We start from the raw sequence: 14,277 nt of genomic DNA, 5'->3' as shown, positions 1-14,277 counted from the left end.
ATGCCCGCCCCGTTCACGAGGTAAGCGTCATGGCAGTCATAGGTCGGTTCAATTCGTTGCAGGTGGCCAAGCACACCGATTTCGGTCTCTACCTGGATGGCGAGAGCCACGGCGAAATCCTCCTGCCCAAGCGCTACGTGCCGAAGAACGAACCTACCGAAGTGGGTGACTGGCTCAACGTGTTCATCTACCTGGACAGCGAAGACCGCCTGATCGCCACCACCCAGAAGCCCAAGGTGCAGGTTGGCGGCTTCGCCAGCCTGAAGGTGGTGGAGGTCAACCGCGTTGGCCTGTTCCTCGACTGGGGCCTGCCCAAGGACCTGCTCCTGCCGCACTCGGAAGAGAAGCGCCCGTTGCAGGTCGGCGATTACTGCGTGGTCTACGTCTACCTCGACGAGCGCAGCCGTCGCATCACCGCCACTGCGCGCCTGGACCGCTACCTGGACAATGTCCCGGCCAATTACAAGGCCGGCCAGCAGGTGGACCTGCTCGTCGTCGAGCGCACTGACCTGGGCTACAAGGCCATCATCGATGGCAAACACTGGGGCCTGATCCACAAGAACGAAGTCTTCAAGTTCATGCGCAATGGCCTGCGCGAGACCGGCTACATCAAGGAAATGCGCGCCGACGGCAAGATCAGCCTGAGCCTGCAGCCGGCTGGCGCCGGCCTGTCCGATGCGCTGAGCGAGCAGATCCTCAAAGCCCTGCGCGAGGCTGGCGGCCAGCTGGCGCTCAGCGACAAGAGCCCGCCGGACCTGATCGCGCAGCAGTTCGGCGTCAGCAAGGGCAACTTCAAGAAGGCCATCGGCGGCCTGTTCAAGCAGGGCCTGATCGTCATCCACGACGACGGTATCGAACTGGTCTGACCGGCTCAGCCGCGCCCGCGGACTATGGACTCGGCCACCGCGCAACGCGGTTCGGCCGGGGCCAGCGAGCCCATGCGCTGCAGGTCGACCGGCGTGCCTGGCTCTGCCTTCAGCCGACGACGCAGGTCGTCGAACACCCGGTCATGTTCCCTGCGAAAGCGCAGCACCGGCCCGTGGCAGACCCGCAGGCCGTGGCGGCGCAGGATGCGCGTGGCGCTGCCGGCGAAATTGAAGGCGAGGTCGCCGGGCAGGTCGAAGCCATCCTTGAACGGCTGGCCGTCGATCTCGCCGTCCAGCTCGAACTTCACCAGCGCATCCCGGCTGGCGGCGTTCTCCACCGTGTAGCTCAGGCGGATGCGGTACTGCTGGCGGTCGAGGCCGGTGCTGGAATGGATAGTGACCTCGGTGGGTGTGCTCATTCTCTTCTCCTGAAGTCAGCCATTTCTCCTGGAAAGCAAAAGCCCGCGGCCTGAGCCGCGGGCATCGGCGCTGCACCTCAGAGGCTCAGCTGACCCGCATACAGACCGTAGCCGGCGGCCAGGGTCGCGGCCAGCAGGAGGGCGAAGATCAGCCATTCCGCCTTGCTGAACACGCGCTCGCCGCGCTCGCGCTTGGCCATGATGAACAGCACCACGCCCGGTGTGTAGAGCAGCGCCGAGAGCAGCAGGTGGTCCATGCCGCCGGCATACACCAGCCACAGGCTGTAGATGAGGGCGATGGTGCCGATTACCAGGTCCTTGCGGCGCTCGCGCAGCAGGCCTTCGTAGCCTTCCCCGCGCAGGCTCAGCAGCACGGCATAGCCGGCGGAGAACAGGTAGGGCAGCAGCGCCATGGACGCGGCCAGGTACACCAGGCTGGTGTAGGTGCTGGCGGCAAATAGGGTGACCACCAGGAACACCTGCACCGTGGCGTTGCTCATCCACAGCGCGTTCACCGGTACGTCCTTGTCGTTCTCGCGGGCGAGGAACTTCGGCAGGGTGTGGTCGTGGGCGGCGGCGTACATGATCTCCGCGCTGAGCAGGATCCACGCCAGCAGCGCGCCGAACAGCGAGACGACGAGCCCGGAGATGATCAGCACCGCGCCCCAGTGGCCGACCACGTGCTCCAGCACATAGGCCATGGACGGGTTGGGCAGGCCGGTCAGTTGCGCCTGGCTCATCATGCCCATGGACAGCACGTTCACCAGCACCAGCAGCGCCATCACCGAGACGAAGCCGATCACCGTGGCGGTGCCGACGTCCGAGCGCTTCTTCGCGTGGCCCGAGTAGAGGTTGGCGCCCTCGATGCCGATGAACACCCAGACGGTGATCAGCATCATGTTGCGCACCTGGCTCATCACGCTGTCGAAATCGACGTGGCCATGGCCCCAGAAGTCGGCGGTGAACAGGTCCATGTCGAATGCCACCAGGCCGATCAGGATGAACAGCACGATGGGCACGACCTTGGCGACCGTGGTGACCTGGTTGATGAAGGCGGCCTGCTTGATCCCGCGCAGAATCAGGAAGTGCAGGCCCCACAGCAGCAGGGAAGAGCAGGCGAAGGCGATGACCGTGTTGCCCTCGCCGAACACCGGGAAGAAGTAGCCCAGTGCGCTGAAGATCAGCACGAAGTAGCTGACGTTGCCGAGCATGGAGCTGATCCAGTAGCCCCAGGCCGAGTTGAAGCCGATGTAGTCGCCGAAGCCGGCCTTGGCGTAGGCGTAGACGCCTGCGTCCAGTTCCGGCTTGCGGTTGGACAGGCTCTGGAAGACGAAAGCGAGCATCAGCATGCCGATGCCGCTGATGGCCCAGCCGATCAGCACGGCGCCGGGGCTGGCGCTTTTCGCGACGTTCTGCGGCAGCGAGAAGATGCCGCCGCCGATCATGGAGCCGACCACCAGGGCGGTGAGCGCGGCCAGGCCGAGTTTCTGGTTGGGCGATGAAGACATGTCCCAGCCTCCTGAGTAATGGGGAACTCGAATAGTTTCGAGTTCGACCGGAGGCGCGCGGCTGACATGTATCAATAGCAAGCTAACGGTTTCTGAATGATTCCTGAACGGCAGCCATTCTCGTCCTGCCGACAGTGCTCTGCGCGGCGCACAACTGCCAGGCCGCTGGCCGCACGGGCGCGGAGGGGAGGGTCCGCATAACCACCGGCGCGCGGCCGGTGCGCATCACATCATGTGGCGGAAGCGGTTCCAGGCCTGCTCGACGGAGAGCCACCAGGCCGGCATGGCGCTGCCGAAGCCGGCGATCTCCAGGCGCGGGTGGTGGCGCACCACCATGTCCAGCACCGGTTCCTGCTCGGGCTTCACGTCGACGAAGAACACGTGGCGGCCTTCATGCAGGTTGTCCTGGAAGCGGCGCACGTCGCCGCTGGGGCGCTGCAGGCCGAAGAAGCTGCTTTCCCACAGGCTGAAGCCCAGCAGCACCGCGGCGAGGAAGACCACCGGAATCCAGCCGGCCGCCGTCTGCGTCCAGCCGCTCAGGTAGCCGACCACCATTACCAGCACGGCCAGCGCGGCACCGATCATCAGGCCGATCTTGCCCCAGTGGACGACGTCCTTCTTCATCATCGAGGGCACTTCGTGGAGGCGGTGCTCCTGCAGTTCCGCGTCGCTGTCGCTGAGCACATGCATCTGCTCGATGCCGATGCCGCTTTCGGAGAGTTCCTGCTCGACCTGCTCCAGGTCGTCCAGGTTGTCGCTGATGTAGTAATGCCTGTTCATGACGAACCTCACGCCCCTCGGAATGAAAGTTCCCCCCAGGGTTCGACCGCCATCTGCCGTGAAATTCGGCAAATATCCGTCGTTCGATGGTTGTCGTCGCAGATCAGTCTAACACCGCGGCGCTGCGGGCTCCGGGGCGCTGCCCGGCGGTCGCGGGGTTGCCAAGACCGGTTGCGGGGGCCGAGGATGCAGCTCTCATTGGAAGCATGCCGCTTTCACGCAACGGCGAACGAGGCCGAGATGATCCGCGAGATTCTCAAGATGGGCGATGAGCGCCTGCTGCGCATCGCCCCACCGGTGCCCGAGTCGATGATCGGCAGCGCCGAGCTGCAGCAACTGATCGACGACATGTTCGAGACCATGCACCACGTCGGTGGTGTAGGCCTCGCCGCGCCGCAGATTGGTGTCGACCTGCAGCTGGTGATCTTCGGCTTCGAGCGCAGCGAGCGCTATCCGGACGCGCCGGCGGTGCCGCCGACCATCCTGCTCAACCCGGTGATCACGCCCATCGGCGATGAGCTGGAGGAGGGCTGGGAAGGCTGCCTGTCGGTGCCGGGCCTGCGCGGTGCGGTGAACCGCTACCAGCGCATCCGCTATCAGGGCGTCGACCCGCAGGGCCAGCCCATCGACCGCACCGTGGACGGCTTCCACGCCCGCGTGGTGCAGCACGAGTGCGACCACCTGATCGGCCGCCTGTACCCATCGCGCATTACCGATTTCAGCAAGTTCGGCTTTACCGAGGTGCTGTTCCCGGGGCTCGATCCGGGCGCGGATGACTGATCAGGCACGAATCGAGTCAGAGGCAGGCGCAGGATTCTAACTGCGGGAGCGGCGGCGTTCAGTCTTCCTCGTCGAGCTGGTAGCGCGTCGGCACCAGGCTCTCCTTGATCTTGCGCAGGTGCGGCTGGAAGTCCACGCCACGGCGCAGGGTCACGCCGGTGGCGAGCACGTCGAGTACGGTCAGCTGGATGATCCGAGAAGTCATCGGCATATAGATGTCGGTGTCCTCCGGCAGCGGGATGTCCAGGCTCAAGGTGCTGGCGCGGGCCAGCGGCGAGTCGGCGGCGGTCAGGCCAAGCACCGAGGCGCCGTTCTGCCGAGCCAGGTGCGCCACGTCGACCAGCTCGCGGGTGCGCCCGGTGTAGGAAATCACCACGAACAGGTCGCCGGTGTGCGCCACCGAGGCGATCATTCGCTGCATCAGCACATCGCTCTGCGCCGACACCGCCAGGTTGAAGCGGAAGAACTTGTGCTGGGCGTCCAGCGCCACGGAGCTGGAAGCGCCGAGGCCGAAGAAGTGAATCTGCCGGGCCTGGATCAGCAGGTCCACGGCGCGGTCGATCAGCTTCGGGTCGAGCACCTTGTGGGCGCTGTCCAGCGAGGCGATGGTGCTGCTGAAGATCTTGCGCGTGTAGGCCTCGGGGCCGTCGTCGGCGGCCACCGCCTGGGTTACGAAGGCCGCGCCGCTGGCCAGGCTCTGGGCCAGCTGGATCTTCAGCTCGGGGTAGCCGCTCATGCCGAAGGAACGGCAGAAGCGGTTCACCGTCGGCTCGCTGACGCTGGAGGCCTGGGCCAGCGCGGCGATGCTGAAGCGCGTGGCCTGCTGCGGGTCGCGCAGGATCACTTCGGCGACCTTGCGCTCGGCCTTGTTCAGCTCTTCCAGACGGCTCTGGATCTGCTCCAGCAGGTTTTTCATCCGTGCTCCTTGGGCAATCGACGGTTGGCCGGGTAGGTGCGGCCAGCGGCGCTATCCTAACGTCAGGCCGGCAGGCGACCAACAACGGCGCGAAGCGGCAAAAATATGTTGTTTAATTACTACATATTTGTCTTAATGCCGGCGTAGACGGCTAACTATCGTCCAAAATTTGGTTGGTAACAACAAATGCCTGAAGTCCGTGTTCTGCCCTGCACCCTCGCGTTGTTCGGCGCCCTGGGTGATCTCGCCCTGCGCAAGCTGCTGCCGGCGCTCTACCAGCTTGACCGTGAAGACCTGCTGCACCGCGACACCCGCATTCTCGCGCTGGCCCGCGACGACGGCGCCAGCGAAGCCCCCCTGGCGACCATCGAGAGCCGCCTGCGCCAGGCCGTGCCGGCGAAGGAGTGGGACGAAACCGTCTGGGCCCGCTTCCAGGCGCGCCTGCATCACCTGAGCATGGATTTCCTCGATGCCGGTTCCTACCAGGCGCTGGCCGAGCTGGTGGGTGACGAGAAGACCCTGGTCGCCTACTTCGCTACCGCCGCATCGGTATTCGGCGGTATCTGCGAGAACCTTGCCGCCGCCGGCCTCGCCGAGCGCACCCGGGTAGTCCTGGAAAAGCCCATCGGCCACGACCTGGAATCGTCCCGCGCGGTGAACGACGCGGTGGCGCGCTTCTTCCCGGAAAACCGCATCTACCGGATCGACCACTACCTGGGCAAGGAGACAGTGCAGAACCTCATCGCGCTGCGCTTTGCCAACAGCCTGTTCGAGACCCAGTGGAACCAGAACCACATCTCCCACGTGGAGATCACCGTGGCCGAGAAGGTCGGCATCGAAGGCCGCTGGGGTTACTTCGACAAGGCCGGCCAGCTGCGCGACATGGTGCAGAACCACCTGCTGCAACTGCTCTGCCTGATCGCCATGGACCCGCCGGCGGACCTTACCGCCGACAGCATCCGTGACGAGAAGGTGAAGGTGCTGCGCGCGCTGGAGCCCATCGCCCCCGAACAGCTGGCAACCCGCGTAGTGCGTGGCCAGTACACCGCCGGCTACATCGATGGCAAGGCAGTGCCCGGCTACCTCGCCGAGGAAAACGCCAACCCCAACAGCGATGCCGAGACCTTCGTCGCCCTGCGCGTGGACATCCGCAACTGGCGCTGGTCCGGCGTACCGTTCTACCTGCGCACCGGCAAGCGCATGCCGCAGAAGCACTCGCAGATCGTCATCCACTTCAAGGAACCGCCGCACTACATCTTCGCCCCGGAGCAGCGCTCGCTGATCAGCAACCGGCTGATCATCCGCCTGCAACCGGACGAGGGCATTTCCCTGCAGGTGATGACCAAGGACCAGGGCCTGGGCAAGGGCATGCAACTGCGCACCGGCCCGCTGCAACTGAATTTCTCCGAAACCTTCCAGACCGCCCGGACGCCGGATGCCTACGAGCGACTGTTGCTGGAAGTCACGCAAGGCAACCAGAACCTGTTCGTCCGCAAGGATGAGATCGAGGCCGCCTGGAAATGGTGCGACGGCCTGATCGACGGCTGGGGGCGCCTGGGCGAGGAGCCCAAGCCCTATCCGGCCGGAAGCTGGGGACCGCAGGCCTCGGTTGCCCTGATCGCACGCGACGGGAGGGACTGGTATGGCGATCTTTGAACCCCAACTGGCTGAAGGCATGGCCTGGAAGACCTGGAACAACGCCGCCGAGCAGGCTCGCGGCCTGGCTGAGGCGGTAGCCGATGCGCTGCGCGAGGCATTGATCGAACGCGGCCGCGCGCTGCTGGTGGTGTCCGGCGGGCGCAGCCCGGTGGCTTTCCTCGAAGCCCTGAGTGGCGCCGTGCTGGACTGGTCGAAAGTGGCCGTCAGCCTTGCCGACGAGCGCTGGGTGCCCGAGTCGCATCCGGACAGCAACGCCGGCTTGCTGCGTCGTCACCTGTTCAAGGGCGCGGCAGCCAAGGCGCAGTTCATCGGCATCTACCAGCCGGCAGCCAGCCTGGAAGAAGCGGCCGACAAGGCCGATCGTTACCTGCATGAACTGATGCTGCCCATCGATGTGCTGGTGCTGGGCATGGGCGACGATGGCCACACGGCTTCGCTGTTCCCCGGCAGCACCAACCTGGTGGAGGCGCTCGACCCGGCCGGCACGCGCCGTTGCCTGCCGATGTGGGCGCCGACCGTACCGCACCAGCGCCTGACCCTGACGCGCACCGTGCTTCAGGGCGCGCGGGTGCAGATCCTGGCCATCCAGGGCGAGTCCAAGCTCGCCACCCTGAGCCAGGCGCTCAGCGACAACGACGACCAGCGCATGCCCATCAATGCGTTCCTGCGTTCGCCTCTTTCGATCCACTGGTGCCCCTGAGGCACGGAGTTACCGCAATGTCTGAACAACACATCCAGCAGATCGATGCCCTCGCGCAGCGTGCTCGCATCCTGCCGGTGATCACCATCGACCGCGAGGCGGACATCCTGCCCATGGCGGATGCTCTGGCAGCCGGCGGCATCACCGTTCTGGAAGTGACCTTGCGGACGTCGCTGGGCCTCACCGCGATTCGCCAGCTGAGCGAGCAGCGCCCGGAGCTGATTGTCGGCGCCGGCACCGTGCTCGACCCGGAAACCTTCGCCCAGGCGGAAGAGGCGGGGGCGAAGTTCATCGTCACCCCCGGCTGCACCGACGAGTTGCTGCAGTACGCGGTGACCCGCCCGGTGCCGCTGTTGCCCGGCGTGGCTACCGCTTCGGAGATCATGGCGGCGTACCGTCATGGCCTGCGCCGCTTCAAGCTGTTCCCGGCGAAGGTCGCCGGCGGCGTGGAAGCGCTCAAGGCCTTCGGCGGGCCGTTCCCGGAGGTGCGTTTCTGCCCCACCGGCGGCGTCGGCCCGGACAACCTCAACGACTACTACCGGCTGGCCAACGTGATGTGCGTGGGCGGCAGCTGGATGCTGCCCAAGGCCGCCATCGACAGCGGCGACTGGGCCGCGGTCGAGCGCCTGAGCCGCGAGGCACTGGCGCTGCTGGACACACACTGAGCTGTCCTGATCTGGACATGCCCGGCCTTGTGCCGGGCTTTTTTATGCGTGCTGGATAAAACGGCGCGCCCTGTAGGAACGCCCCATGGGCGCGATCGCGGGCATGGCCCGCTCCTGCAGTGTGGCTCCGGATTCAATCCACCCCGACGAACCCGCCCGTCTGGTGCCGCCACAGCCGTGCATAGAGCCCGCCGTGGGCGAGCAGCTCGGCATGGCTGCCGCTCTCGACCACGCGGCCATGTTCCAGCACCACCAGGCGGTCCATGCGCGCGATGGTCGAGAGGCGGTGGGCGATGGCGATCACGGTCTTGCCCTGCATCAGGGTCTCCAGGCTTTCCTGGATCGCTGCTTCCACTTCCGAATCCAGCGCCGAGGTGGCCTCGTCAAGGATCAGGATCGGCGCGTCCTTGAGCAGCACGCGGGTGATCGCGATGCGCTGGCGCTGGCCGCCGGAGAGCTTCACGCCGCGCTCGCCGACGTGGGCGTCCAGGCCGAAGCGGCCCTCGGCATCACTCAGCTGCGGGATGAACTCCGAGGCGCGGGCCTTCTGGATCGCGTCCTGCAACTCTGCCTCGCCGGCATCCGGGCGGCCGTAGAGCAGGTTGGAGCGGATCGAGCGGTGTAGCAGCGAGGTGTCCTGGGTGACCATGCCGATCTGCGCGCGCAGGCTTTCCTGGGTCACGTGGGCGATGTCCTGGCCGTCGATCAGGATGCGTCCACCCTCCAGGTCGTAGAGGCGCAGCAGCAGGTTCACCAGGGTCGACTTGCCGGCGCCGGAGGGGCCGACCAGGCCGATCTTCTCGCCGGGGCGCACGGTCAGGTCGAGGCCGCTGATCAGGCCGCCACCCTTGCCGTAGCTGAAGTTCACCTGATCGAAGCGCACTTCGCCGTGCTTCACCACCAGCGGCTTGGCGTCCGGCGCATCGGTCACCTGGCGGGGCAGGGCGATGGTCTGCATGCCGTCCTGCACCTGGCCGACGTTCTCGAAGATGCCGCCGACCACCCACATGATCCAGCCGGACATGTTGTTGATGCGGATGACCAGGCCGGTGGCCAGGGCGATGGCGCCCACCGAGATCAGCGACTGGGTCCACAGCCACAGGGCGAGGCCCGTGGTGCCGGCGATCAGCAGACCGTTGAAGATGGTGATGGTGACGTCCATCGAGGTGACCACGCGCCCGGCGCGCTGGGCCTTGCGGGTCTGGTCGTCGATGGCTTCGCGGGCGTAGTCCTCTTCCTGGCGCGTGTGGGCAAACAGCTTGAGGGTGGTGATGTTGGTGTAGCCGTCGACGATCCGACCCATGAGTTTCGAGCGGGAATCCGAGGCGATCACCGAGCGCTGCTTCACCTGCGGAATGAAGTAGCCCAGCGCGCCGACGTAGCCGACTACCCACAGCACCAGCGGAATCATCAGGCGCCAGTCGGCCTCGGCGAACAGCACCAGGGCGCTGATGGTGTAGATCAGCACGTGCCAGATGGCGTCGACCACCTGCACGGCGGAGTCGCGCAGGGAGTTGCCGGTCTGCATGATGCGCTGGGCGATGCGCCCGGCGAAGTCGTTCTGGAAGAAGCCCAGGCTCTGCTTGAGTACGTAGCGGTGGTTCTGCCAGCGGATCAGGTTGGTCATGCTGGGGTTGATGCTCTGGTGCACCAGCATGTCGTGCAGGCCGTTGAACACCGGACGCAGGACCAGTGCGACCACGGCCATCCAGATCAGCTCGCGGCCGTGTACGGTGAAGAAGTCAGCGGGGGCGGTGCCCTGGGCGAGGTCGACGATGCGCCCCAGGTAGCTGAACAGCGCGACTTCGATCAGTGCGACGATCAGCCCGACGAAGAGCAGGGCGAGGAAGACCGGCCAGACCTGGCGCAGGTAGTAGACGTAGAAGCGGACGACGTCGGAAGGCGGCATGCGCTCGGGGACGTCGCGGAAGGGATCGATCAGACGCTCGAAACGACGGTAAAGCATGATGGCTCTCGGGTTGTGTTGGCGAGCCCGTCCCGGGCTCGCCTTGAATGGCCTCCGTCAGCCGTGGTTGCGCAGAATCACAGACGCTTGGCGGAGAGGATGACCACCGGGGTGGTCGGTACGTCCTGGAACATGCCCTTGTTGCCAGTCTTCACGCCGGCGATCTGGTCGACCACGCCCATGCCGCGCACGACCTTGCCGAATACCGCATAGCCGAAGTCGCGGGCGCCGTGGTTGAGGAAGTCGTTGCCGGTCAGGTTGATGAAGAACTGGCTGGTGGCGGAGTTCACGTCGCTGGTGCGGGCCATGGCCAGGGTGCCGCGCTCGTTGAGCAGGCCGTTGTCGGCCTCGTTCTTGATCGGCGCCTGGGTGTCCTTCTCCTTCATGGCTTCGGTGAAGCCGCCACCCTGGATCATGAAGTTGGGGATCACGCGGTGGAAGATGGTTCCGTTGTAGAAGCCGCTGTCGACGTAGGACAGGTAGTTCTTCACGGAAATCGGCGCCTTGTCGGCGTACAGCTCGATTTCGATTTCACCCGAGGTGGTGGACAGCAGCACGTGGGGTTTGTTGGTGTCGGCGGCGATTGCCGAGCCGGCCAGGACCAGGGAGCAGGCAGCGAGCAGGAAGCGTTTGAACAGGGTCATTTGGCGGATGTTTCCTGAAGGTTCTAGGGATGGTCGACCTGCTCGAGGAAGTCGAGCAGGGTGGTATTGAATCTTTCCGGCTGGTCCAGCGGCGTGGCGTGGCGCGAGTCCTCGATCACCACCAGGCGTGCGTTGGGCATGCGCCCGACGTAGGCCTGCTTGAGCGAGACCGGGGTGTAGTCGCGGTCCGCGCTGATCACCAGGGTTGGACAGGTTATGCGCGCCAGGCGTTCCTGCACACCCCAGCCGATGATGGCGTGCAGGCTGGAGAGGTAGGCGCGCTTGTCGTTCTGCGGCCAGCGTTGCTGGATCTTGCGGCGCAGGTCGCTCTGTTCGGGCTTGGGGAACAACATCTTGCCCAGCGCCTTGCCCACCGTATCCAGGCCCAGCACATGGGCGAGGAACAGCCGGCGCGCCACTTCCAGGTACTCGCGCAGGCTGCGTGGCTTCACTTCCGGGGCGCTGTTGACGATGGTCAGGCTGTTCAGCCGCTCCGGCCAGCGGGTGGCGAGTTCGAAGCCGATCATGCCGCCCATGCTGATGCCCACCAGATGCACACGGCCAAGGCCCAGGTGATCGAGCAGGGCGATCACGTCCTCGGCGAAGGCGGCGATGCTGTAACGCTGGCGCGGTTTGTCCGACTGGCCGTGGCCGCGTACGTCGAGGGCGATCACCCGATGACGTTTCTCCAGCTCCGGCACCTGGTATTCCCAGTCGCGGGTGCTGGAACCGAGCCCATGCACCAGCAGCACCGGCGTGCCGAGTCCGCTTTCCTCGTAGTGCAGACGGTGACCGGCGTGGTCGAAGAACGGCATGACGAGCTCCTTGTTCGTGCGGGCTGTGGCTTCAGGCCGGGCTTTCCGGGGCGGCGAAATGGGCGTCGAGGGGCACGTTGGCGAAGGTGGTCAGCAGTTCCACGAGGATCTGCGTGGCCGGGCCCAGGGGCTTTTCCTTGTTCGGGTAAAGATAGAAGCGGCTCTCGCGCACGCCGCCCTGTTTCATCAGCAGCGGCTTGAGCTGCCCGTCGCGCAGTTCGCGCTCGATCATGTGCCGCGGCAGCCAGGCGAAGCCCAGGCCGTTGCTGACGAAGGTGGCGGCGGTGGCGAGGCTGCCGACGGTCCAGCGCTGCTCGGCGCCGAGCCAGCCGACGTCGCGCGGTTGCAGGCGGCCGGAGTCGCGGATGACCACCTGCATCTGGGTTTCCAGGTCCTGGTGGGTGACCTCGCGTTGCAGGCGATGCAGTGGGTGATCGGGATGGGCGACAGCGACGAAGTCGACGATGGAGAGATCGGCGCCCAGGTGGCCGGGAATGTTCAGGCCACTGATGGCGAGGTCCGCGTGGCCCTGCACCAGCGCTTCCTCCACACCCGACAGCACCTCTTCGCGCAGCAGCACGCGGCAGCCGCGGCTCTGTGGCATGAAGGCCGACAGCGAACGCACCAGACGCACGGTGGGGTAGGCGGCGTCGACGACCAGGCGCACTTCCGGCTCCCAGCCCTGTTCCATGTGGTGGGCCAGTTCTTCCAGCTGGCCGGCGGATTTCACCAGTTGCCGCGAGCGGCGTAGCAGTACTTCACCGGCCTCGGTGAGCACGGCCTTGCGTCCGTCGATGCGCAGCAGCGGCACGCCGAGCTGCTCCTGCATACGCGCCACGGTGTAGCTGATCGACGACTGCGAACGGTGCAGGGCTTCGGCCGCCTGGGCGAAGCCGCCGTGATCGACCACGGCCTGCAGGGTTCTCCACTGATCCAGGGTAACGCGGGGCGCTTTCATCCTCGCTTCCTCTTGTCTACTCTGGCGGTCCGCAGAAGACCAACAAGAGACCGCCATGAAAAAATTCTGTTGTGCCGTTCTGGCCATGTTGCCGCTGACCGCCCTGGCCTATCCCATCGAAGTGCAGAAGAGCCTCAATGGCACCGAGATGGACATCGAGACCCAGGATATCGGCGACCAGATGGGGGCGATCCTCCTGCGCAACGGCGGCCAGCAGCCGGTGACCTGCACCGCGGTCTTCGTCAACGGTCCCGAGACACCGCATGTGCGCAAGGCGACCATTGCACCTGGCAAGGAGGCCAATCTGACTTCCAGCTTCAGCCGCGCAGTGATCAAGCTGCGCATCAAGCTGACCTGTAACCCTTCCTGAGTTCCCCCAAGCCTAGAAGCAGTCACGCAAGAAATCAATTTATTCGATAATTAGAAGCGACTATTTACGCTTTTTTATCGATTTGTTCATCTTTAGGATGGCCTCCATCGACACATTCAGCGACCGATGGAGGTCCAGTCCATGTCCCGCGTTCTGGTTATCGAAAGCAGTGCCCGTCAGGAAGGTTCCGTTTCCCGCCAGCTGACCCGCGATTTCATCGCCCAGTGGCAGGCCGCCCACCCGGCCGACGACATCCAGGTCCGCGACCTGGCCGTAGAACAGGTGCCGCACCTGGACGCCAACCTTCTGGGTGGCTGGATGAAGCCGGCGCAGGAGCACAGCGAGATCGAACGCGCCGCGCTGGAACGCTCCAACCAGCTGACCGCCGAGCTGCAGGCTGCCGACGTGCTGGTCCTGGCTGCGCCAATGTACAACTTCGCCATCCCCAGCACCCTGAAATCCTGGCTGGACCACGTGCTGCGCGCCGGTGTCACCTTCCAGTACACCGAGACCGGCCCGCAGGGCCTGCTCACCGGCAAGCGCGCCTTCGTCCTGACCAGTCGCGGTGGCGTCTACGCCGGCGGTGCGCTGGATCACCAGGAGCCCTACCTGCGCCAGGCGCTGGGCTTCGTCGGCATCCACGACGTGACCTTCATCCATGCCGAGGGCCTGAACATGGGCGGTGAATTCGCCGAGAAGGGCCTCGCCAAGGCCAAGGCTCAGCTCGCCGCCATCGCCTGATCTGCTTTTCTCCCTTGCGCGTCCTTCCGCTCCTGGACGCGACCGTGGCCGATCGCCTCCCGGGGATCGGCCATTTTTTATTTGCCAACTACTTGACCGGATGAAAACACATCCTTTCCGTTCGGGCTGTTCAAAGCATGACCAGCATGCTAAAAGAACCTTGAGCTGATCTAGCCGCTTGAAAAAGAAGGGAAAACCATGACCAAGTCGGAGTTGATCGAGAGAATCGTCACCCATCAGGGGCAGCTTTCCGCAAAGGATGTGGAGCTGGCGATCAAGACCATGCTTGAGCAAATGTCCCAGGCTCTGGCCACTGGGGATCGCATCGAAATCCGGGGTTTCGGTAGCTTCTCGCTGCATTACCGTGCGCCGCGCACCGGCCGCAATCCGAAGACTGGCGAGTCCGTGCGCCTGGACGGCAAGTTCGTCCCGCACTTCAAGCCCGGCAAGGAGCTGCGCGACCGCGTCAACGAACCCGAGTGACCCCGGG

16 protein-coding genes are annotated in these 14,277 nt (G+C 65.2%); 8 read left to right on the top strand and 8 right to left on the bottom strand.

What is annotated here, in order from left to right; genetic code table 11:
* Positions 1–29 precede the first annotated feature (29 nt).
* Entirely contained in the window at positions 30–866 is an 837-nt protein-coding gene (locus tag IB255_RS00995; RefSeq protein WP_081519323.1) for a S1 RNA-binding domain-containing protein, read from the top strand.
* A gap of 5 nt (positions 867–871) precedes the next feature.
* Here the strand turns inward: IB255_RS00995 and IB255_RS00990 are convergent, their stop codons facing one another.
* From IB255_RS00990 to IB255_RS00980, 3 genes are all read right to left on the bottom strand, one after another.
* The gene (locus tag IB255_RS00990) at positions 872–1,285 is read right to left on the bottom strand and encodes a DUF5064 family protein (RefSeq protein WP_081519324.1); all 414 of its coding nucleotides are present in this window, start codon (positions 1,283–1,285) and stop codon (positions 872–874) included.
* Between the two features lie 77 nt (positions 1,286–1,362).
* On the bottom strand, positions 1,363–2,793 hold the full coding sequence (gene arcD, locus IB255_RS00985; protein WP_081519325.1) for an arginine-ornithine antiporter: 1,431 nt from the start codon (positions 2,791–2,793) through the stop codon (positions 1,363–1,365).
* 225 nt (positions 2,794–3,018) lie between these two features.
* A complete protein-coding gene (locus tag IB255_RS00980) occupies positions 3,019–3,573 on the bottom strand; it encodes an NAD/FAD-utilizing enzyme apparently involved in cell division (protein ID WP_081519326.1) in 555 nt (184 codons plus the stop codon).
* A 240-nt stretch (positions 3,574–3,813) separates the two neighbouring features.
* On the opposite strand from IB255_RS00980, the gene def reads away from it, so the two are divergent.
* Positions 3,814–4,353 (top strand): peptide deformylase, encoded by a 540-nt coding sequence (def, locus tag IB255_RS00975; RefSeq protein WP_081519327.1) that lies wholly within the window; start codon positions 3,814–3,816, stop codon positions 4,351–4,353.
* 58 nt (positions 4,354–4,411) lie between these two features.
* On the opposite strand, the gene IB255_RS00970 is transcribed toward def, so the two are convergent.
* Entirely contained in the window at positions 4,412–5,269 is an 858-nt protein-coding gene (locus IB255_RS00970) for a MurR/RpiR family transcriptional regulator (protein WP_081519328.1), read from the bottom strand.
* A gap of 186 nt (positions 5,270–5,455) precedes the next feature.
* Here IB255_RS00970 and zwf point away from each other — a divergent pair, with 186 nt between their 5' ends.
* The 3 genes from zwf to IB255_RS00955 are packed head-to-tail and all read left to right on the top strand — an operon-like array spanning position 5,456 to position 8,293.
* Positions 5,456–6,925 (top strand): glucose-6-phosphate dehydrogenase, encoded by a 1,470-nt coding sequence (gene zwf, locus IB255_RS00965; protein ID WP_151187816.1) that lies wholly within the window; start codon positions 5,456–5,458, stop codon positions 6,923–6,925.
* Positions 6,912–7,628 carry a 6-phosphogluconolactonase gene (gene pgl / locus IB255_RS00960; RefSeq protein WP_192209715.1) on the top strand — a complete coding sequence of 239 codons (717 nt, stop codon included), beginning with the start codon at positions 6,912–6,914 and terminating at the stop codon, positions 7,626–7,628. Before zwf ends, pgl begins: the two co-directional genes overlap by 14 nt.
* A 17-nt stretch (positions 7,629–7,645) precedes the next feature.
* Positions 7,646–8,293, top strand: a complete 648-nt coding sequence (locus IB255_RS00955; protein ID WP_192209714.1) for a bifunctional 4-hydroxy-2-oxoglutarate aldolase/2-dehydro-3-deoxy-phosphogluconate aldolase — start codon at positions 7,646–7,648, stop codon at positions 8,291–8,293.
* Positions 8,294–8,426: 133 nt separating this feature from the next.
* Here IB255_RS00955 and IB255_RS00950 read toward each other — a convergent pair whose 3' ends face one another.
* The 4 genes from IB255_RS00950 to IB255_RS00935 form a co-directional block, all read right to left on the bottom strand.
* Positions 8,427–10,259: an ABC transporter ATP-binding protein gene (locus IB255_RS00950; protein ID WP_081519332.1), complete on the bottom strand. Its 1,833-nt coding sequence runs from the start codon at positions 10,257–10,259 to the stop codon at positions 8,427–8,429.
* A 77-nt stretch (positions 10,260–10,336) separates the two neighbouring features.
* Positions 10,337–10,897, bottom strand: a complete 561-nt coding sequence (locus tag IB255_RS00945) for a peptidylprolyl isomerase (protein WP_225594666.1) — start codon at positions 10,895–10,897, stop codon at positions 10,337–10,339.
* 29 nt (positions 10,898–10,926) lie between these two features.
* Positions 10,927–11,718 carry an alpha/beta fold hydrolase gene (locus tag IB255_RS00940; RefSeq protein ID WP_081519334.1) on the bottom strand — a complete coding sequence of 264 codons (792 nt, stop codon included), beginning with the start codon at positions 11,716–11,718 and terminating at the stop codon, positions 10,927–10,929.
* Between the two features lie 31 nt (positions 11,719–11,749).
* Positions 11,750–12,676, bottom strand: a complete 927-nt coding sequence (locus tag IB255_RS00935; RefSeq protein WP_081519335.1) for a LysR family transcriptional regulator — start codon at positions 12,674–12,676, stop codon at positions 11,750–11,752.
* A gap of 55 nt (positions 12,677–12,731) precedes the next feature.
* Between IB255_RS00935 and IB255_RS00930 the strand changes: the two genes are divergently transcribed.
* The 3 genes from IB255_RS00930 to ihfB all read left to right on the top strand — a co-directional run bounded on the left by IB255_RS00930 (position 12,732) and on the right by ihfB (position 14,270).
* Entirely contained in the window at positions 12,732–13,046 is a 315-nt protein-coding gene (locus tag IB255_RS00930) for a 3-phosphoglycerate kinase (RefSeq protein ID WP_081519336.1), read from the top strand.
* Between the two features lie 141 nt (positions 13,047–13,187).
* Positions 13,188–13,787 carry an FMN-dependent NADH-azoreductase gene (locus tag IB255_RS00925; RefSeq protein ID WP_151187813.1) on the top strand — a complete coding sequence of 200 codons (600 nt, stop codon included), beginning with the start codon at positions 13,188–13,190 and terminating at the stop codon, positions 13,785–13,787.
* Between the two features lie 198 nt (positions 13,788–13,985).
* Entirely contained in the window at positions 13,986–14,270 is a 285-nt protein-coding gene (gene ihfB, locus IB255_RS00920; RefSeq protein WP_015478091.1) for an integration host factor subunit beta, read from the top strand.
* The last annotated feature ends 7 nt before the right edge of the window (positions 14,271–14,277 follow it).

It is taken from the genome of Pseudomonas sp. PDM22, assembly GCF_014851965.1.
Lineage (GTDB): Bacteria > Pseudomonadota > Gammaproteobacteria > Pseudomonadales > Pseudomonadaceae > Pseudomonas.
This window is presented reverse-complemented; position numbering and strand designations above follow the sequence as displayed.